Annotated in this window: 21 protein-coding genes; 10 read left to right on the top strand and 11 right to left on the bottom strand. The window is 74.1% G+C overall.

Annotated features, from left to right (window positions below; all coding sequences use genetic code 11):
• Positions 1 to 161 precede the first annotated feature (161 nt).
• Together V6U79_RS20675 and dut are read right to left on the bottom strand one after the other, a co-directional pair.
• Positions 162 to 833: a DUF3710 domain-containing protein gene (locus tag V6U79_RS20675; protein ID WP_334526995.1), complete on the bottom strand. Its 672-nt coding sequence runs from the start codon at positions 831 to 833 to the stop codon at positions 162 to 164.
• 25 nt (positions 834 to 858) lie between these two features.
• Complete coding sequence (dut, locus tag V6U79_RS20670) at positions 859 to 1,431, bottom strand: dUTP diphosphatase (RefSeq protein ID WP_334526998.1); 573 nt, start codon at positions 1,429 to 1,431, stop codon at positions 859 to 861.
• A 43-nt stretch (positions 1,432 to 1,474) separates the two neighbouring features.
• Here dut and V6U79_RS20665 point away from each other — a divergent pair, with 43 nt between their 5' ends.
• Positions 1,475 to 1,975 (top strand): DUF3093 domain-containing protein, encoded by a 501-nt coding sequence (locus tag V6U79_RS20665; RefSeq protein ID WP_334527001.1) that lies wholly within the window; start codon positions 1,475 to 1,477, stop codon positions 1,973 to 1,975.
• Between the two features lie 9 nt (positions 1,976 to 1,984).
• Here V6U79_RS20665 and V6U79_RS20660 read toward each other — a convergent pair whose 3' ends face one another.
• Together V6U79_RS20660 and V6U79_RS20655 are read right to left on the bottom strand one after the other, a co-directional pair.
• Positions 1,985 to 2,905 carry a hypothetical protein gene (locus V6U79_RS20660; protein WP_334615523.1) on the bottom strand — a complete coding sequence of 307 codons (921 nt, stop codon included), beginning with the start codon at positions 2,903 to 2,905 and terminating at the stop codon, positions 1,985 to 1,987.
• Positions 2,906 to 3,042: 137 nt separating this feature from the next.
• The gene (locus V6U79_RS20655; RefSeq protein WP_067315205.1) at positions 3,043 to 3,339 is read right to left on the bottom strand and encodes a DUF4193 domain-containing protein; all 297 of its coding nucleotides are present in this window, start codon (positions 3,337 to 3,339) and stop codon (positions 3,043 to 3,045) included.
• Positions 3,340 to 3,771: 432 nt separating this feature from the next.
• Between V6U79_RS20655 and V6U79_RS20650 the strand changes: the two genes are divergently transcribed.
• A complete protein-coding gene (locus V6U79_RS20650; RefSeq protein WP_334527018.1) occupies positions 3,772 to 4,287 on the top strand; it encodes a LytR C-terminal domain-containing protein in 516 nt (171 codons plus the stop codon).
• Between the two features lie 260 nt (positions 4,288 to 4,547).
• On the opposite strand, the gene V6U79_RS20645 is transcribed toward V6U79_RS20650, so the two are convergent.
• Positions 4,548 to 5,366, bottom strand: coding sequence for an inositol monophosphatase family protein (locus V6U79_RS20645; RefSeq protein ID WP_334527007.1), 819 nt, complete (start codon positions 5,364 to 5,366; stop codon positions 4,548 to 4,550).
• A 286-nt stretch (positions 5,367 to 5,652) separates the two neighbouring features.
• Between V6U79_RS20645 and V6U79_RS20640 the strand changes: the two genes are divergently transcribed.
• Both V6U79_RS20640 and V6U79_RS20635 read left to right on the top strand, forming a co-directional pair.
• Positions 5,653 to 7,242, top strand: coding sequence for an RNA polymerase sigma factor (locus V6U79_RS20640; protein WP_334527009.1), 1,590 nt, complete (start codon positions 5,653 to 5,655; stop codon positions 7,240 to 7,242).
• Between the two features lie 246 nt (positions 7,243 to 7,488).
• The gene (locus V6U79_RS20635) at positions 7,489 to 7,722 is read left to right on the top strand and encodes a DUF7455 domain-containing protein (RefSeq protein ID WP_036374862.1); all 234 of its coding nucleotides are present in this window, start codon (positions 7,489 to 7,491) and stop codon (positions 7,720 to 7,722) included.
• A 366-nt stretch (positions 7,723 to 8,088) separates the two neighbouring features.
• On the opposite strand, the gene V6U79_RS20630 is transcribed toward V6U79_RS20635, so the two are convergent.
• From V6U79_RS20630 to V6U79_RS20620, 3 genes are all read right to left on the bottom strand, one after another.
• Entirely contained in the window at positions 8,089 to 9,822 is a 1,734-nt protein-coding gene (locus V6U79_RS20630; RefSeq protein WP_334527026.1) for a DEAD/DEAH box helicase, read from the bottom strand.
• 307 nt (positions 9,823 to 10,129) lie between these two features.
• Positions 10,130 to 10,780, bottom strand: a complete 651-nt coding sequence (locus tag V6U79_RS20625) for a trimeric intracellular cation channel family protein (protein WP_334527029.1) — start codon at positions 10,778 to 10,780, stop codon at positions 10,130 to 10,132.
• 42 nt (positions 10,781 to 10,822) lie between these two features.
• Positions 10,823 to 11,041, bottom strand: coding sequence for a DUF3039 domain-containing protein (locus V6U79_RS20620; protein WP_088946800.1), 219 nt, complete (start codon positions 11,039 to 11,041; stop codon positions 10,823 to 10,825).
• A gap of 88 nt (positions 11,042 to 11,129) precedes the next feature.
• On the opposite strand from V6U79_RS20620, the gene V6U79_RS20615 reads away from it, so the two are divergent.
• Together V6U79_RS20615 and V6U79_RS20610 are read left to right on the top strand one after the other, a co-directional pair.
• Positions 11,130 to 12,056 (top strand): pseudouridine-5'-phosphate glycosidase, encoded by a 927-nt coding sequence (locus V6U79_RS20615; protein ID WP_334615522.1) that lies wholly within the window; start codon positions 11,130 to 11,132, stop codon positions 12,054 to 12,056.
• Positions 12,053 to 12,952, top strand: coding sequence for a carbohydrate kinase family protein (locus tag V6U79_RS20610; protein ID WP_334615521.1), 900 nt, complete (start codon positions 12,053 to 12,055; stop codon positions 12,950 to 12,952). Before V6U79_RS20615 ends, V6U79_RS20610 begins: the two co-directional genes overlap by 4 nt.
• A gap of 60 nt (positions 12,953 to 13,012) precedes the next feature.
• Here the strand turns inward: V6U79_RS20610 and V6U79_RS20605 are convergent, their stop codons facing one another.
• Positions 13,013 to 13,369, bottom strand: a complete 357-nt coding sequence (locus tag V6U79_RS20605; protein ID WP_334527052.1) for a DUF3099 domain-containing protein — start codon at positions 13,367 to 13,369, stop codon at positions 13,013 to 13,015.
• A gap of 107 nt (positions 13,370 to 13,476) precedes the next feature.
• On the opposite strand from V6U79_RS20605, the gene V6U79_RS20600 reads away from it, so the two are divergent.
• Positions 13,477 to 13,788, top strand: a complete 312-nt coding sequence (locus V6U79_RS20600; protein WP_334615520.1) for a hypothetical protein — start codon at positions 13,477 to 13,479, stop codon at positions 13,786 to 13,788.
• Complete coding sequence (locus V6U79_RS20595; RefSeq protein WP_334527040.1) at positions 13,778 to 14,086, top strand: YlcI/YnfO family protein; 309 nt, start codon at positions 13,778 to 13,780, stop codon at positions 14,084 to 14,086. The genes V6U79_RS20600 and V6U79_RS20595 overlap by 11 nt, the downstream gene beginning before the upstream one ends.
• A gap of 22 nt (positions 14,087 to 14,108) precedes the next feature.
• On the opposite strand, the gene V6U79_RS20590 is transcribed toward V6U79_RS20595, so the two are convergent.
• Entirely contained in the window at positions 14,109 to 15,311 is a 1,203-nt protein-coding gene (locus tag V6U79_RS20590; protein ID WP_334527043.1) for a low temperature requirement protein A, read from the bottom strand.
• A 56-nt stretch (positions 15,312 to 15,367) separates the two neighbouring features.
• Complete coding sequence (locus V6U79_RS20585; protein WP_334527046.1) at positions 15,368 to 15,952, bottom strand: HhH-GPD-type base excision DNA repair protein; 585 nt, start codon at positions 15,950 to 15,952, stop codon at positions 15,368 to 15,370.
• A gap of 129 nt (positions 15,953 to 16,081) precedes the next feature.
• On the opposite strand from V6U79_RS20585, the gene V6U79_RS20580 reads away from it, so the two are divergent.
• Positions 16,082 to 17,140 (top strand): iron ABC transporter substrate-binding protein, encoded by a 1,059-nt coding sequence (locus V6U79_RS20580; RefSeq protein ID WP_334615519.1) that lies wholly within the window; start codon positions 16,082 to 16,084, stop codon positions 17,138 to 17,140.
• Positions 17,141 to 17,220: 80 nt separating this feature from the next.
• A partial coding sequence (locus V6U79_RS20575; RefSeq protein WP_334615567.1) for an ABC transporter permease occupies positions 17,221 to 18,068 on the top strand: 848 nt, incomplete at its 3' end.

Below are 18,068 nucleotides of genomic sequence, written 5' to 3'. Positions count from 1 at the left end.
GCTGGCCGGTCCACGCCGGCGCTGGCCCGGCCCCGGAACACCGGGACCGTTCCGCCAGCGTACGCCGATGCGGCGCGGCGGCGGTCCCGCCGGGTACGGCACCGGGCCCGGCACCTGTCGTGGACGGTGCCGGGCCCGGTGCGCTACGTCCCTGGTCCCGCTCAGGCCTCGCGCGGGGCCGGCGCCGGAGCGCCCCCGGCCTGCTCGGCCTGTTCGGCGACCTCGCGGGGCAGCCGCAGCGGCAACGGCTCGCGGACCGGCTTGGCCTCCTGCCCCCGGTCCACCACCAGGCCGTCCATGCACTGCCGGAGCGGTCCGGCGGCGGCCGGGTCGGTCGCGGCGGCGCCCTGGTAGACCCCGCGGACCATCCAGCGCGGCCCGTCGACGCCGACGAAACGCAGGTCGGTGATGCCGTCCTGGGTCCGCACCCGGGCGTGCAGCTCGGTGCCGTACTCGCCCTGGGTCTCCTGGGCGGCGGCGCCGTCGGCGAAGAGCGACTGCCGGATCTCCTCGCGCACCTCGTCCCAGATGCCCTCGGAGCGGGGCGCGGCGAAGACGCCGAGCTGGAGCGCGTTCTCCCCGTGCACCAGTACGACCTGCTGGATCACGCCCTGCGGATCGGCCTGCACCCGCACCTCGACCTCGGGCACCGCCGGGATGTGCAGGCTGCCCAGGTCGAGCCGCTGCACGTCGTCCGGCGCCTCCGAGATGTCGTAGGGACCACGCGACGGAGTCGTCGGGGTCTCCTCGGCGTCGTAGGAGTCGAGGACCTCGGTGGCCCGCTCGTCATGGGCGTGCCGCCCGCCACCGGCCCGCTTTCGACTGAAGATCACTGCGTCCACCCTCCGCTGTTCGCACTCACCCTGCCACCTCTTCCGTCCGTCCGCCCGCCCGGTCCGGGTCTTCCCGGCCGGCGGGGTCCGCCGGCGGCGGCACGAGCCCGGCGTGTCCGCCGGTGGACCCGTGCCCCCCGGCGCCGCGCCGGGAGTCGGGCAGCTCCGCCACCGGCCGGAAATCGGCCCGCTCCACCCGCTGCACAACGAGCTGCGCGATCCGATCGCCACGGGAGATCTTCGCCGGAGTGATCCGATCATGGTTGATCAGGTTGACCAGGATCTCACCCCGGTAGCCGGCGTCGACCGTACCGGGCGCGTTGAGCACCGTCACGCCGAGCCTGGCGGCCAGGCCGGAGCGCGGGTGCACCAGCCCGACGTACCCCTCCGGCAGGGCCAGCGCGACCCCGGTGGGGACCAGGGCCCGGCCGCCGGGGGGCAGCTCGACGTCCGCGGCGGCCACCAGGTCGGCGCCGGCGTCGCCGGGATGGGCGTACGCGGGCAGCGGCAGCTCCGGGTCGAGCTGCCGCACGGGCACGGGTACGACGTGGGTCACGGTCTCCCTCTTCCGTCGGCGTTCGCGGGGTGACCCTGCCATCCTGCCGGGTCGACCGCCCGCCGTGCGCCGTACCCTGGCAGGAGTGAGCGCGTCGCCTTCCCCGTCGTCGCCGGCCCCGCGCACCGCGGCGGCCGCGGAGTACTCCGAGCGGCTCGGCCTGCCCTGGTGGTTCTGGCTGGCCGGGCTGGCCCTGTCCGGGCTGCTCGCCGTCGAGGTGTGGATGGGCGCGCCGGGGGTGCGCGCCTGGCTGCCCTTCGTGGTGCTGCCCCCGGCGACGGCGGCGGGACTGTGGTGGCTGGGCCGGGTCCGGGTCGCGGTCCGCGGTGGTGAGCTGCTGGTGGACGACGCCCGGCTCCCCGTCCGGTTCGTCGCCGACGTCGTGCCGCTGGACGCGGCCGGCCGCCGTGAGGTGCTCGGCGTCGGGTCGGACCCGCTCGCGTTCGTGGTGCAGCGGCCGTGGATCGGCGGCGCGGTACAGGTGGTGCTGGACGATCCGGCGGATCCGACCCCGTTCTGGGTGGTGAGCACCCGCCACCCGGTCGCGCTGGCCGAGGCGGTCCTGGCGGCCCGGGACGCGGCCTGAGGCCGTCGTTCAGGGCCGGGCCGGGCGGCCTCCGGGCAGGGTTGCGGCCTGCTTGCGCAGGTCGCGCCGGAGCTGCTCGGCCAGCGCCAGGGTGGAGCGCCGGTTGAGGTAGCTGGCCACCGCGGCGCCGGTGAGGAACGGGCCGAGGGTGGTGAGGTTGCGGCCGAACCGCTTGAGCAGGGTGTCGCGCAGCTCCTTGCGGGCGGCGGTGCCGAGCACCGCGCTGACGCCCACCCCGGGCGTCATCGGGTTGATTCCCCGCTGACCGGCCCAGGACTGCACCAGGGCGACCGCCCGCTGGGTGCCCCCGGTGGGCAGCGGAACGCCGTGGACCTCGTGCAGCTCGCCGATCAGCTTCAGCTCGACCGCCACCACCGCGACGGTCTCGGCGGCCAGCAGCACGGGCGCCGAGAGCAGGGTGGGGGTGGCGACCCACTCGACCGCGGCGACTCCCCCGCCGGCCGCGCCCACCCCGGCGGTGGCCCGGGCGGCGTTGCGGACCAGCCGCTGCGCGATGGCCTCGTCGTCGAGCCCCGGGAAGTGCCGGCGCAGGGTGGCGAGGTCGCGGACCGGCACGTGCGGGGCGACGTCGGCGACCGCGTCGGTCATCCAGCGCAGCGCGGCCTTCGGTTTGAACAGGTCGGCCAGCCCGCGCGCCCGGGCCTGCCCCACCAGCCGGGTGAGCAGTTGGCGGCGTTCGGCCGGTGCGATGTCGTCGGCGGTCAGCGCCGCCACGGTGGCGCCCAGCTCCTCCCTGGCATGGTCGCCCGGGTCAGCCGTCGGCGCGGCGGGCGGGACGCCCGGGTGCGGGCCGGTGACGCCCGACTGCGGATGGGTCGTGGCGTCCGGCGGGCCGGCCGGATCCGACCCGCTGCCGGAGCGCGTCGCCTCCGTACCGGATCCGCCGCTCCGCTCGCCCCGCTCGTTCATCCGTCCGACCTCCCGAAATCCTCCGTCGGCATGGTGACTGCCCGTTTCGAGTCAAGCAGTAACCCACCGCCGGCGCACGGCAGCTCGGACAGCGGCGGCCCCGTCGAGGAGGCCGCCGCCGGTGTGTGGTGTCAGGATCAGACGCACTCGCGGCAGATCAGGTCGCCGTTGCGCTCGACCGCCAACTGGCTGCGGTGGTGTACGAGGAAGCAGCGGCCGCACCGGAACTCGTCCTGCTGCATCGGGAGGACCTTGACGGTCAGCTCCTCGTCGGCCAGGTCGGCACCGGGCAGCTCGAAGCTCTCGGCCACCTCGGCCTCGTCGACGTCCACGGCGCCCGACTGTGAGTCGACCCGCCGGGCCTTGAGCTCTTCCAGGCTGTCCTCGCCGAGGTCGACCTCGTCGCGACGCGGAGCGTCGTAGTCGGTGGCCATCGGTCTCACTCTCCAATATCGATATTGTCGCTTCCGGTTGTAACGCCGGGCGACGCTGTTTCGGTTCCCACTGGCCGGCCACCGTTTGTGTCGGTCACCCGACCCGACGGCCGTTCGGGCCGGGCCGCCAGGGGCACTACCCAGCGAGCGCGGAACCTTACCCCCTTCGAGCGAGGCATGTATACCGCCCTCGTGGCTGGGATGTACGCCCACGCACCCTGAGTTGTTCCCAATGTGACTCAGGCGACACGAAGATAGGGGTAGTAGTACCCGCTTCCCCGGTGGCGCGCCGGCATGTCGGACTGTTTCCACGCGACGGTCGGACAACCGCTAACCTCAGCGGCGTACTCGACGGCCGGCGGGGCAGCCCGACCGCCGGCGCCCGCCACCACCCACCACTGTCCGGGGAGCGCCCAGATGAGTTTTGCGCGAGTGCGAGCACTCGTTGTCGTCGGTCTGCTGGCGGTCGTCGCCCTGGTCTTCGTCGTCGTGGCCATGGTCAAGGACACCCAGGGCAAGGCAGGCATGGCCGGAGGCTGTCCAGAGGGTTGGCCGCTCGCCGACGTCACACTCCGCGAGCCCAAGGACGTCAAGATCAGCGTGCTGAACGGCACCGGCGAGCCGGGCCGGGCCGGCACCGTCGCCGACGACTTCCGCAACCGCAAGTTCCAGGTCAAGAAGGTCGGCAACGAACCCAAGGGCTTCGAGGGGGTCGCGGTGCTGCGGTACGGCCCGAAGGGCGTGGGCTCCGCGCACCTGCTGCGGGCCTACTTCCTCAACAACGCCAAGACGGCGTACGAGGCCACCCGGAAGGACGACACGGTCGACGTGGTGCTCGGCAACGGCTTCCAGCAGCTCGCCACCACCACCGAGGTCAACCAGTCCCTCGGTGACCTGGGCGCCCCCGCGGCGCCGGCCGGCTCCTGCCCGATGCCGGTGGAGAACTGACCGGATCACGTGCCAGGTGCCGCCGACAGGGCGGTGTCCCCGTCCGGGACACCGCCCTGTCGCCGTCTTCCCGGATCATCGCCCCGGCGCGGCGCGGAACCCGGGCGCGGGGCTGGTGTCCCATCGCCGACCGGGCGCGGGTCGGCGTCGACGCCGGTCCGCTCGCCCCGGGGCGCGGGTCCGGCCGTCCCGGGCGGGCACGGGACCGGTCGGCGCGGCGCGGGACCGGTCGGCTGGCGGCCGGGCGGTGGTCCGGACGGTCAGGGGCCGCCGGAGGCGTCCAGGTCGGCGAGCCGGTCGTGCAGCGGCGCGAAGAGCGCCGCCGGCGCGGCGATCACCAGGTCCGGGCCGGCCGGCAGCCCGCCGAGCCCGGCCACCCGCAGCCCCGCCTCGCTCGCCACCAGGCCGCCGGCCGCCTGGTCCCAGGCGGCCAGCCCCTTCTCGTAGTAGGCGTCCACCCGCCCCTCGGCGGCCAGGCAGAGGTCCAGCGCGGCGGCGCCGAGCCGGCGGATGTCCCGCACGTGCGGGATCAGCTCGGCGATCACCCGGGCCTGGTGCGACCGGCGCGCCGGGTCGTAGCCGAAGCCGGTGGCGACCAGCGCCTGCCCCAGGTCGGTCTCGGTCGAGCAGCGCAGCCGCTGTCCGTCACGCCAGGCGCCGCCGCCGGCGGTGGCCGTCCACTCCTCACCGGTCATCAGGTTGCGTACCACCCCGGCGACCACCTCGCCGTCGACCTCGGCGGCCAGCGACACCGCGCAGTGCGGCAGCCCGTAGAGGTAGTTGACGGTGCCGTCGATCGGGTCGACGATCCAGCGCACCCCGCTGGCCGCGTCGCCGGCCTCGCCGCCGCCGTACTCCTCGCCGAGCACCGAGTCGTCCGGCCGGAGTTTGGCCAGGGCGTCGAGGACCTGCCGCTCGACCGCACGGTCGGCGGCGGTGACCACGTCCGTGGCGGTGCTCTTGGTCGCCGCGACCGAGACCCCCTCGGCGCGCATCCGGTACGCGGTGGCCGCCGCGTCCCGCGCCACCTCGATCGCGATCTCCAACAGTTCCCGTGGCGCCGGTGCCGAACGAGTCATGGTTCGTCCCCTTCCCGCACGTTCCGGGACCCCCCGCATCGCGCGCGGTATCATCCTTACAAAGTCCACAACTGCGCCGAATCGGCGGTCCCCGCCGCCAGCACCCGTGCGCCGCAGGATGATCGCCGCAGACGGCGTTACAATTCACCCTGCCCACGCGCCACGGACCGCCGCCGGACGGCCGGCCCGGGACACGGGGGCCCCTCAACGACATCGCCCGGCACGGTTCGCCACGCTGCGCCGGACGACCCGGCCGTGCTCGCTCTTCGCCTCCGGAAGGTCATTCGTGACAGAACCCCGCCAGACCGGCGCCGACGTTCGCTCGCTCACCGACACTCTGATCGCCCACGCGCAGAGCGCCGGCGGTCAGTTGACGTCGGCTCAGCTCGCGCGCACCGTCGAGGCCGCTGAGGTGACCCCGGCCCAGGCCAAGAAGATCCTGCGGGCGCTCTCCGAGGCGGGGGTGACCGTGGTCGTGGACGGCTCGGCCAGCACCCGTCGCCGGGTGGCCGCCGCGCGGTCCGCCACCCCGGCGTCCCGGGCCACCACCGCCAAGACGACCAAGAAGGCCGCCGCGCCCGCCCCGAAGCAGGCGCCCGCCGCCGACGAGGCCCCGGCTCCCGCCCCACGCAAGGCGACCGCCCGCAAGGCCGCCACCACCGCCGGTGTGGCCGCCAAGGCCGCCGCCCCGGCCGCCAAGGCGACCAAGGCCACCCGGCCGACCAAGGCGACGGTGGCCGCCGGCGCCGGCAAGGCCAAGGGTGAGGGCGCCGAGGGTGACATCGACCCCGAGGAGCTCGCGGCCACGATCGAGGACGTGGTGGTCGAGGAGCCGGCCGAGCTGGCCCAGGCGGCCGCGACCGACGCCGCCAACTCCGCCACCGACAACGACTTCGAGTGGGACGACGAGGAGTCCGAGGCGCTCAAGCAGGCGCGTCGCGACGCCGAGCTGACCGCGTCGGCCGACTCGGTCCGGGCGTACCTCAAGCAGATCGGCAAGGTGCCGCTGCTCAACGCGGAGCAGGAGGTGGAGCTCGCCAAGCGGATCGAGGCCGGGCTCTACGCCGCCGAGCGGCTGCGCGCGGCCGAGGAGGGCGAGGAGAAGCTCACCCGCGAGATGCAGCGGGACCTGGGCTGGATCTCCCGCGACGGCGAGCGCGCCAAGAACCACCTGCTGGAGGCCAACCTCCGGCTGGTCGTGTCGCTGGCCAAGCGCTACACGGGGCGCGGGATGGCCTTCCTCGACCTGATCCAGGAGGGCAACCTGGGTCTGATCCGCGCGGTCGAGAAGTTCGACTACGCCAAGGGCTACAAGTTCTCCACCTACGCCACCTGGTGGATCCGGCAGGCGATCACCCGGGCCATGGCCGACCAGGCCCGCACCATCCGCATCCCGGTGCACATGGTCGAAGTGATCAACAAGCTCGGCCGGATCCAGCGCGAACTGCTCCAGGACCTGGGCCGCGAGCCCACCCCGGAGGAGCTCGCCAAGGAGATGGACATCACACCGGAGAAGGTGCTGGAGATCCAGCAGTACGCCCGGGAGCCCATCTCGCTGGACCAGACCATCGGCGACGAGGGCGACAGCCAGCTCGGTGACTTCATCGAGGACTCGGAGGCCGTGGTGGCGGTCGACGCGGTCTCCTTCTCTCTGCTCCAGGACCAGCTCCAGCAGGTCCTGCAGACGCTCTCCGAGCGTGAGGCGGGCGTGGTACGCCTGCGCTTCGGCCTCACCGACGGGCAGCCGCGCACCCTGGACGAGATCGGCCAGGTGTACGGCGTCACCCGGGAGCGGATCCGGCAGATCGAGTCCAAGACGATGTCGAAGCTGCGCCACCCGTCCCGTTCGCAGGTGCTACGGGATTACCTGGACTGACCCTTCACGTCAACCAGCCGTGTCGGTTTGATCACCAGCCGTAGAACACTCAAAGGTGATCGGTCGGTTGCCCGTTTGTGATCGTTGACGTGGCACCCTTGGTGCACGGCACACTGTCTCCCTGCCAGGTGTGACCTCGGTCGCCCGCGGGCACACAGGGAAGGCAGCGCCCCACCCGGGTGTTGCACGATGGGTGAGCAACGACCGAAGAGAGTGTTCATCGGTGACGACCAGAGGAGGAAGGCGATGACCCCGACCCTCACGCCGCCGCCCGAGACGGTGGCTCCCCCAGCCGCCGATGAACGGTGCGACCGCTGCAATGCTGCCGGCAAGCTCCGCATCACTCTGGCGGGTGGGAGCGAGCTGGTGTTCTGTGGGCACCACGCGAACAAGTACGCGGAGGATCTCGTGAAGATCACCGTGCGGTACGCGACGGACCCGGAGTTCAGCTGGCGTGGCGCCGATCTGATGGCGAACTGAATCCGCAACCGCATTCCGACGACATAGCCGACCGGAGGAGCCCTTCAGGGCCCTCCGGTCGGCTTTTTCCGTCACCCCGCCCGACCCGCAGTCGCGCCCCGCACCCACGCCCCACGCCCCGGGCCCCACGCCCCGGGCCCCGGGCCCCGGGCCCCGGGCCCCGCGCCCCACGCCCCGGGGGCAAGATCGCGCACGATCCTGGATGTAGTGGTCTCAACCCGCCAGGGATGGCACTACATCCAGGTTCGGGCACGATCTTGTGCTTCCGCACATCGCACTCTCCGACGACGCGGTGACCGTGCGGCATGGCTCGGCCGGTCCTCGCCCTGCCGAAGGCGGTCGAGGGGCCTGGCCGGCCTGGCGGGGTCAGAGCGTCTGGACGGTGGCGATGCGCTCTTCGAGCTGCTCGATGGTCGCCTGGGCGCTCGGCGGGCCGCCGCAGAGCCGGCGCAGCTCGGCATGGATCTTGCCGTGCGGTTGGCCGGTGCGGTGGTGGCGGGCGGCCACCAGGGCGTTCAGCTGCCGCCGCAGCGCCACCCGGCGCTGGGCGGCGCTCATCGGTGCCGGCGGCGCGGTCGGGGCCGCAGCGGCCGGCTCAGCGGCCCGGGCGGCCGCCCGGCGGCGCTGGGCGGCGAGCTGCTCGGCCTGCCGCTTGGTGAGCAGCAGGGAGACCTGGTCGGCGGTGAGCAGACCGGGCAGGCCGAGGTACTCCTCCTCCTCGGGGGTGCCCGACTGGGCGGCGGTGCCGAACGAGGTGCCGTCGAAGATGACCTGGTCCAGCTCGGCGGTCGCGGAGAGCGCGGTGAACCGCTTCTCCAGCTCGCCGCTGGCCTGGTCGTCGCGCTGGGCGCGCTCCAACAGGTCGTCGTCGAAGCCCTCGCGGTCCTTCGGCTTGCCGAGCACGTGGTCCCGCTCGGCCTCCATCTCGCTGGCCAGCCCGAGCAGGTGCGGCACGCTGGGCACGAAGACCGAGGCGGTCTCACCGGGGCGGCGGGCCCGCACGAAACGGCCGATCGCCTGGGCGAAGTAGAGCGGGGTGCTGGCGCTGGTGGCGTACACGCCGACGGCGAGGCGGGGGATGTCGACGCCCTCGGACACCATCCGGACCGCGACCAGCCAGCGCTGGTCGGACGCCGCGAACGTCGCGATCCGGGCGGACGCGCCCACGTCGTCGGAGAGCACCACCGCCGCCTTCTCGCCGGTCACCTGCTCGATCAGCTTCGCGTACGACCGGGCGTTCTGCTGGTCGCTGGCGATCACCAGCCCGCCCGCGTCGGTCATCCCGGCGTTGCGCAGCACGGTCAGCCGGGCGTCGGCGGCGCGCAGCACCTGCGGCATCCAGTCCCCGGCCGGGTCCAGCGCGGTACGCCAGGCCTGCGCGACGAGGTCCTGGGTCATCGGCTCGCCCAGCCGCGCCGCCAACTCGTCCCCGGCGTTGGTGCGCCACCGGGTCTCCCCCGAGTACGCCAGGAAGAGCACGGGCCGGACCACGCCGTCGCGCAGCGCGTCGGAGTAGCCGTAGACCGAGTCGGCGCGGGAGCGCAGCAGGCCGTCGCCGCCCCGCTCGTAGGTGACGAACGGGATGGGGTTGTCGTCGGAGCGGAACGGCGTGCCGGTGAGCATCAACCGGCGTACCGCGGGCTCGAAGGCGGCCTTGACCCCGTCACCCCAGGAACGGGAGTCGCCGGCGTGGTGGATCTCGTCGAGGATGACCAGCGTCCGCCGGGTCATGGTGCGCCGCCGGTGCACCTGCGGGGCCATGCCGACCTGCGCGTACGTCACGACGGCGCCGTGGAAGTCGGCGGAGGAGTGCAGGTCGGCGTTGCGGAACGCGGCGTCGAGCTGGATGCCGACCCGGGCCGCGGCGGCCGCCCACTGGTTCTTCAGGTGCTCGGTGGGGGCGACCACGGTGACCGCCTCGACGGTGCCGTCGGCGAGCAGCTCGGCGGCGATCCGCAGGGCGAAGGTGGTCTTGCCGGCGCCGGGGGTGGCGACCGCGGTGAAGTCCTCGCTGCGCCGGCGGAGGTACTCCACCAGCGCCTTGCGCTGCCAGGCACGCAGGGGCGGGAACGTCTCGAGCGCCGGCGTCCGGGCTGCCACGCGAAGCTCCTCTCCGACCGCACGAAGGCGGACCCCGGCCGAGGGCCACGGGTACCGCCGCCCATGAAAACGCCTCCGCGCAGAGAATGCCGCGAAGGCCGACTCAGCATAACCAGCGGAGCCGTCCCGCCCCACTCGACGCCACGCTGGTCACATCCGCCGCCCCCGCCCGCGCCCCACCCGACCCGCTCTGCGGAGGAGACCGCGCTTCGCGGCGGGTCGGGCCATCCCGACGCGGCGACACCGCGACCCGCCGCAAAGGGGCCAGGTGCGGGTCCGGAGGAGGCGGGCGGTGGGTGGCGGGCGGTCAGGCTCGGGGGCCACGTACCCCGGTCTTCGGGGGCCGCATCGCCGCCACCGGGGCGGACCAGCGCCGCCGCAGCGCCACCAGCCGGAGTACGAAGACCAGCACGGCCGCCGCGGTCAGGGGGCCCGTGCCGGCGTGCCCGGTGGCGTTGAGCAACGCCACCACCACCGCGCCGGTGAGCGCGGCGACCGCGTAGATCTCGCGCCGCAGCACGACGGGGATCTCCCCGGTGAGCAGGTCCCGGCCGAGCCCGCCGCCGATCGCGGTGAGCATGCCGATCACGCAGGCGCCGACCGGCGGCACCCGGGCGTCCAGCGCCTTGAGCGTGCCGGTGACGGTGAACAGCGCCAGCCCGGCGGCGTCCAGCACCAGCACGGTGGTGCGGAGCCGGGCGAGCTGGGGGTGCAGCCAGAAGACGGCGGCGGCGGTGACGGCGGCGGTGGTGGCGTACCGCCAGTCGGCGAAGGCCAGCGGCGGCACCTCGTCGATGACCAGGTCCCGGAAGATCCCACCGCCGAGCGCGGCCACGAAGCCGACGAAGACGACGCCGAAGAGGTCGAGCCGTTTGGCCACCGCCGCGGAGGCCCCGGAGGCGGCGAAGACGGCCACTCCGGTCAGGTCGGCGAGGAGCAGGGCGGTCGAGGTGGTCACGCCCGGAAAGGTTACGGGGGCGGCCGGTCCGGCCGCCCGGGATCACTCGCGGTACGAGTCGTAGATCTCCTTGCACTTGGGGCAGACCGGCGAGCCGGGCTTGGCCGCCTTGGTCACCGGGAACGTCTCGCCGCAGAGCGCCACGACGTAGGTGCCCATGACGGCACTCTCGGCGATCTTCTCCTTGCGGACGTAGTGGAACATCTCGGGACCGGTGTCGGCGTCCTTCAGCTCGGGACGCTCGAGAACCTCTGTGCTCACGTGTACACCTCCAACTTTCCAGTCTGGCAGGTCGGCCGGGCCCGGTCCACCGCAGACCAGCCCGACGACGGCCCGTACGGTAACGGAGGTGACCAACTTTCACATCCGTCACGGCGCCGAGGTCGCCGCGGCCCTGCGCGACGGGCGACCCGTCGTCGCCCTGGAGAGCACCATCGTCTCGCACGGCCTGCCCCGGCCGGACAACCTGCGGGTGGCCCGCCGGATCGAACAGACGGTACGCGACGCGGGGGCCGTACCGGCCACGATCGGCATGGTCGGCGGCGAACTCGTGGTGGGCCTCGACGACGCCCAGCTGACCCGCCTCGCCACCGTCGACGGGGTGGCCAAGCTCTCCGTCCGCGACCTGGCCGTCGCGGCGGCGACCGGTGCGGACGGCGCCACCACCGTGGCCGCCACCAGCGCGGTGGCCGCGGCGGCGGGGATCGGCGTCTTCGCCACCGGCGGACTGGGCGGGGTGCACCGGGAGGCGGCGCAGACCTTCGACGAGTCGGCGGACCTGGTGACCCTGGCCCGCACGCCGATCGCGGTGGTCTGCGCGGGGGTCAAGTCGATCCTCGACGTCGGGGCGACCCTCGAACGGCTGGAGACCCTCGGCGTCGCGGTGGTCGGCTACCGCACCCGCCGGTTCCCCGGCTTCTACCTCACCGACGCCGGCTTCGACCTGGACTGGTCGGTGGACTCCCCGGAGCAGGTCGCCGACGTGCTGGCCGCCCGACAGCGGCAGGGGGTGCACGGCGGCGGGCTGATCGTGGCCAACCCGCTCCCGGTCGACGAGCAGCTCGACCCGGCGTTGCACGACCGTACCCTCGCCGAGGGCCTGGCCCTGCTGGCCCGGGACGGGGTGACCGGCAAGGCGGTGACGCCGTTCCTGCTCGCCCATTTCCACTCGGCCACCGCGGGCGCCAGCCTGGCGGTGAACGTGCGGATCATCCTGCGCAACGCCGACCTGGCGGCCCGGATCGCCGTCGCGGCGGCGAGCCGTACCGCGGCATGAGCCGGCCGCCACGGATCGTCGTCGTCGGCGACCTGATCACCGACGTCGTCGCGGTGCTGGCCGGGCCGCTCGCCACCGGCTCGGACACCCCGGCGACCATCCAGGTGCGCGGCGGCGGCCAGGCGGCCAACACGGCGGCCTGGATCGCCGCCCAGGGACAGCCGGTGACGCTGGTGGGCGCGGTCGGCGACGACGGCGCCGCCGGCGACCGGGTGACCGAATTGGAGCGCGCCGGGGTGCGGTGCGCGGTCGAGCGGCACCCGGGCGCCACCACCGGCACGGTGATCGTCCTGGCCACCGGGGCGGAGCGGACGATGGTGACCGAACGGGGCGCCAACCTGCGGCTGACCGCGGCGCACGTCGAACGGGCCGTCGCGGCGGCATCCGACGCGACCCACCTGCACCTGTCCGCGTACCCCCTGCTGGACGCCGCGTCGCGACCAGCCGGGCTGGCGGCGCTGGCCGCCGCCCGCGAGCGCGGCCTCACCACCAGCGTGGACGCGGCCTCCGCGGCCCCGCTGCGGCGGGTCGGCGCGGCGGCCTTCCTGTCCTGGGTACGCGACGTCGACCTGCTGCTGGTCAACGCGGACGAGGCGGGCGTGCTGGCCGGCGGGCTGGACCCGGCGGCGCAGGCGCGGGCCCTGTCGGTCACGGCCCGCGCGGTGGTGGTGAAGCGCGGCGAGGCCGGCGCGGTGTGGGTGGACCGGAACGCCACGGTCGGCGTCGCCCCGCAGCGGCGGGTGGCGGTGGTGGACGTCACCGGCGCCGGGGACGCCTTCGCCGCGGGCCTGCTCACCGCCTGGGTCGGCGGGGCCGAACCCCGGGCGGCGCTGCGCCGCGCGGGCGACCTCGGCGCGCTGGCCGTCTCCACGGTCGGCGCCCGACCGGCGCCCTGAGCCGACCGCCCTCGCGATCCCGGGCGCCCCGCGACCGGCGGTGCGGGTCGCGGGGGCGGATCAGGGTTCGACGTCGATGACCTTGTGGGGGCGCTCCTCGGCGGTGAGGCTCATCGGGGGCGTCTCGTCGCGGCGGTTGACCTGGAACCTCCCGGCCAGCCGGTGCTGCTCCTTGGGCGGGCGGTCGTTGGCCAGCAGCACCGCCAGCCAGGGGATGAGGATCATGCCCAGCGCGACCATCGGCAGCCAGAGCCAGAGCAGCGGTGCCTCGACGATGACCAGGATCGCGCCGACGATCACGCAGGCCACCCGGACGCCCATCATCAGCACGTAGCGCTTCTGCCGGCTGGTGAGCTGATCGTCCTGACTGCGCGAGGCGTCGGTGATCAGGATCGGCTGGTACGCCTGACGCTTCACCACGGACCTCCTCGAGGGGGTTACGGTCCATCCTGACACCCGCCGGCCGTGATCAGCGAAAATCGACGCATCCGACCGCCGTGTTACGCCCGTGGTACGCTCCGCGCGTGGGCAGCCGGTTCAGCTTCACCGCCGAGGCGTTGGACAACCTGCGGGTCTACGACGTCACGCCCGGGGAAGTCTGGGAGGCCCTGCACAGCACCCGCCGGGTGATCCGGCACCTGGGTGACGACGTGATGGTCGTCTACGCGGTGAGCCGGCACGGCCGACGGCTGGCCGTGCTGCTCGCCGAGGGCGACGGCACCGACAACGACTGGGACATCCTCTCCGCACGCGAACTGAGCGACGTCGAGACCAAGCGCTACGACGAGGCGGTGCGGAGATCTCGCCGACGAGGAGGCGGTCACGATGGACCGTAACGACGCCACCAAGCGGTTCCACGGCGACGACGCGCTCGCCGAGCTGATCGACGACAGCCAGCCGGTGGAGCTGCCCACCCCCGACACCGACGTGCCGATGGTCAGCCGCTCGGTCCGGCTGCCGCTGGAGACCTACGAACGGGTCCGGGCGGCGGCCGAGGCGCGCGGCATCGGCGTCACGACGCTGATGCGGCAGTGGATCGAGGCCGGCCTGGCCGACCTGGACGACTCGGCCACCGTCTCCCTGGCCGACGTGCGGCGGGCGCTGGCCTCCCTCTCCCGCCCCACCGCCGCCTGAGCCGGCCGCTCACGCCGGGCCGCTACAGCGGCGTTGCCGGCTGTTCCGGCGGGCGCCCCCGCGCCCGGACGGCGTCGGCGACGGCGATCCCGGACAGCACCAGGACGCTCAGCGTGAGCGCGCCGACCGGGGGCAGGTGGAGCGCCACCGGGGCCAGCGCCACCAGCAGCACCACCCCGATCACCCGGCTCCGGGAGACCCGCCCGAAGATCTCGTACTCGAAGCGGGCCCGGGCGGCCAGGAACAGCGCCGGGCCGGCCAGCACGAAGACCAGCCAACCCGGGGCCGTCCGCCCGTGCGGGTGGGTGATGACCAGCTCGTAGCCGACCCCGGTCAGCAGCACGCCGGCCACGATGACCAGATGCGTCCAGCTCGCCGACTCACCGAGCAGGCCCGGCGAGCGGGCCACCCGGATCGCCTCGGTCAGCACGTGCCCGGCCCGGTGGAAGTAGATCCGCCAGAGCAGCGCCGTGGTGACGAACGACAGGGCGAAGGCGACCGCCCCCGCCCCCGTCGACGAGAAGTCGCCGGAGCTGAAGGTCAGGCCGATGACCAGGATCGTCTCCCCGAGCGCGATCAGGAAGAACTGCTGGTACCGCTCGGCCAGGTGCTCCCCGGTCACCGCCCATTCCGAGGCCCGGGTCGAGCCGCGCCCGGGCACCGGCCAGCCGAGCGCCAGTCCGGCGTAGTCCCAGGCGAGGGCGAGGGTCCAGAGCACCGCCCGGGCCGACGGCAGCACGGCGCCGGCGAGCCAGGCCACCGCCGAGATCGCCGACCAGCACAGCAACCGCAGGGTGACCGCCCGGCGGGGATGCCGGCCCAGCAGCAGGGTGATGAGGAGCGGACGGCCGACCTGGATCGCCACGTACCCCAGCGCGAACACCAGCGCCCGCTCCTCGAACGCCCGGGGCAGCGCCACGGCCATCACCAGGGCGGCGAACATGGCGGCGACCACCACCAACTGGATCCCGCTGGACTCCGGCTCGTAGACGCTGGTCGCCCACGCGGTCACCGACCAGACCATCCAGAGCGCGAGGAAGAGCACCACCGTCTCGGCCGCCTGGCGGAGCAGGTACGGGCCGTGGGTCGAGACGTCGTCGATCAGCATCTGCGAGACCCGGGTGAGCGCGAAGACGAAGACCAGGTCGAAGAAGAGTTCCAGGAAGCTGGCCCGGGGCGAGCTCGTGCCGCCGCGCAGCAGCGCCGCGCCCCGCTCGTCCGTCATGGCCCACCCGTCTCCGCCGTCGCGGGCTCAACGAGCGGGCGCGGCGGCCGGTTGCGTCAGCCCTTGGCGGCCTTCGCCGCCGCCTTGGCCGCCTGCTTCGCCTCGCGCACCCGGCGCAGGGACTCCGGGTCGGTGATGTCGGCCACCGACCGGTACGCGTCCGGCTCGCCGTAGCCGCCGGCGGCCTCCCGCCAGCCGTCCGGGCGCACGTCGTACCGCTTGCCGAGCAGGGCGACGAAGATCTGCGCCTTCTGCTTGCCGAAGCCGGGCAGCTCGCCGACCCGGCGCAGCAGTTCCCGGCCGTCGGTCACGTCCGCCCAGAGCCGGGCGGCGTCGCCGTCGTACCGGTCGACCAGCGCCCGGCAGACCTCCTGCACCCGGCCCGCCATCGCCTTGGGGAAGCGGTGCAGCGCCGGCGGCCGGGCGAAGATCTCGACCAGCGCCTCGGGGTCGTACTCCGCCAGCTCCCGCGCGTCCGGCTCGTGCCCCAGCCGCTGGGCCAGCACGTACGGCGAGGAGAACGCCTTCTCCATCGGGATCTGCTGGTCGAGGACCATGCCGATGAGCAGAGCCAGCGGGCTGCGCTCCAGCAGCCGGTTGGCCTCGGGGTCGATGGGGAGCGAGAGCGTCATGGGCACCATCCTGCCCGGCGGACGGGGCCGGACGGGGCCGACTCCCCGCCTCTCCGGCCCGAGATCTCCGCTGAGGTTAGGCTGTGCTAACTTCGGGGCGTCGGCGGAGGGCCCGCCGACCGACGAGAAGGAGTCGCCGTGCCCCTCCCCGCCCGCCGGTCACTCGCGGCCGTCACCGCCGCCGGCCTGCTCTCCCTCGGCCTGGTCGCCTGCGGCTCCGGCGAGGACGACGCCGCGGACCCGGGCAAGCCCGGCGACAAGACCATCACCGTCTACAGCGGCCGGAACGAGGCCCTGGTCAAGCCGCTGATCGACAAGTTCAGCCAGCAGAGCGGCATCACCGTCAAGACCCGGTACGCCACCACCGCCCAGCTCGCCGCCCAGCTGGTCGAGGAGGGCGGCAAGTCGCCCGCCGACGCCTTCTTCGCCCAGGACGCCGGCGCGCTCGGCGCGGTCGCCAAGCGGGACATGTTCGCCCCGCTGCCCGCCGCGAACCTGGAGAAGGTGCCGCAGACCTACCGCGCCCGCAACGGCCAGTGGGTCGGCGTCAGCGCCCGCGCCCGGGTGCTCGCCTACAACGCCGACGCCGTGCCCGCCGCCGAGCTGCCGAAGTCCGTCTTCGAGCTGACCGACCCGAAGTGGAAGGGCAAGCTCGGCGTCGCCCCGACCAACGCCTCCTTCCAGGCGTTCGTCACCGCGATCCGGGTCCAGCACGGCGACCAGAAGGCCAAGGACTTCCTCGCCGGGCTCAAGGCCAACGAGCCGCAGATCCGCGACAACAACGTCAAGATCGTCGAGGACGTGGACCGCGGCGCCATCCCGGTCGGCCTGGTCAACCACTACTACGTCGGCGAGGTGGCCAAGGAGAAGGGCACCACCCCCGACGGGCTCAAGGTGAAGCTGCACTTCTTCCCCGGCGGCGACACCGGCGCTCTGGTCAACGTCGCCGGCGTGGGCGTGCTGAAGCGCTCCGCCGAGGACCCGGACACCCGGGCCTTCGTGGACTACCTGCTCGGCGCGGACGCGCAGCGGTACTTCGCCGAGCAGACCTTCGAGTACCCGGTGGTGGCAGGGGTGCCCGCGCCGGCCGGCGTACCGCCGCTGGCCGACCTGGACACCCCGGAGATCGACCTCAATGACCTCGACACGCTCGACGTCACGATCGGCCTGATCAAGGACTCGGGGCTCGTACCCTGACCGCACCGACCACCACCTCCGGCGCAGGGCCGGCCCGCACCGGGCCGGCCCGTTTCGGCGTACCGGGGTCGTGGCGCCGGCTGGCGCCCCGCCCGGCGCTGCTCGCGGCCTCGACCGCCGCGGTCGCCGTCGCCCTGATCCCGCTGGTCTACCTGGCCGTCCGCACCGCCGAGGCGGGCGCCGAGCGGATCGCCGCGGAGCTGTGGACCGAGCGCGTCGGGCTGCTGGCGCTGCGCAGCCTCGGGCTGGCCGCCGTGGTCACCGCCGCCTGCGTGGTGCTCGGCGTCGGCGCCGCCTGGCTGGTCACCCGCACCGACCTGCCCGGGCGGCGGGCCCTCGCGGTGCTCGCCGCGCTGCCCCTGGCCGTGCCCACCTACATCGCCGCGTTCGCCTGGGTCTCCACCGTCGACCGGCTGGAGGGGTTCTGGCCGGCGGCGCTGGTGCTCACGCTCTGCTCGTACCCGTACGTCTTCCTGCCGGTCGCGGCGGCGCTGCGCGGCGCGGACCCGGCGCAGGAGGAGGTCTCCCGCTCGCTGGGCCGGGGCGGCTGGCGCACCTTCACCGACGTCACCCTGCGCCAGATCCGGCCGGCCACCGCCGCCGGGGCGCTGCTGGTCGCGCTCTACGTGCTGGCCGACTTCGGGGCGGTGTCGATCCTGCGCGCCGACACCTTCACCCGGGCCATCTTCGTCGCCTTCGACCTGGGCTTCGACCGCACCGGCGCGCTGGTGCTCTCCAGCGTGCTGGTGGTGTTGACGGTGCTGCTGCTGGCCGGGGAGACCGCCACCCGGCGACGCGGCGCGCGGTACGCCCGGCTGGGCGGGGCCCGCCGGCCGGCCGCCCGGCTGCGGCTCGGCGCGGCAGCGCTGTCCGGCCGGCGAGCGACGACGGGGAGGACGGATGGGGGACAACAGGCCACCGCAGTGCC

The sequence above is a fragment of the Micromonospora psammae genome, from assembly GCF_036902725.1.
In the GTDB taxonomy this organism is placed as follows: domain Bacteria; phylum Actinomycetota; class Actinomycetes; order Mycobacteriales; family Micromonosporaceae; genus Micromonospora.
This window is presented reverse-complemented; position numbering and strand designations above follow the sequence as displayed.

Excerpts from the sequence above, each read along its gene's own strand:
- V6U79_RS20660 (WP_334615523.1), bottom strand. The coding sequence starts at position 2,905 with ATGAACGAGCGGGGCGAGCGGAGCGGCGGATCCGGTACGGAGGCGACG.
- V6U79_RS20595 (WP_334527040.1), top strand. The coding sequence starts at position 13,778 with ATGGACCGTAACGACGCCACCAAGCGGTTCCACGGCGACGACGCGCTC.
- V6U79_RS20585 (WP_334527046.1), bottom strand. The coding sequence starts at position 15,952 with ATGGTGCCCATGACGCTCTCGCTCCCCATCGACCCCGAGGCCAACCGG.
- V6U79_RS20610 (WP_334615521.1), top strand. The coding sequence starts at position 12,053 with ATGAGCCGGCCGCCACGGATCGTCGTCGTCGGCGACCTGATCACCGAC.
- V6U79_RS20590 (WP_334527043.1), bottom strand. The coding sequence starts at position 15,311 with ATGACGGACGAGCGGGGCGCGGCGCTGCTGCGCGGCGGCACGAGCTCG.
- V6U79_RS20655 (WP_067315205.1), bottom strand. The coding sequence starts at position 3,339 with ATGGCCACCGACTACGACGCTCCGCGTCGCGACGAGGTCGACCTCGGC.
- V6U79_RS20645 (WP_334527007.1), bottom strand. The coding sequence starts at position 5,366 with ATGACTCGTTCGGCACCGGCGCCACGGGAACTGTTGGAGATCGCGATC.
- V6U79_RS20635 (WP_036374862.1), top strand. The coding sequence starts at position 7,489 with ATGACCCCGACCCTCACGCCGCCGCCCGAGACGGTGGCTCCCCCAGCC.
- dut (WP_334526998.1), bottom strand. The coding sequence starts at position 1,431 with ATGGCAGGGTCACCCCGCGAACGCCGACGGAAGAGGGAGACCGTGACC.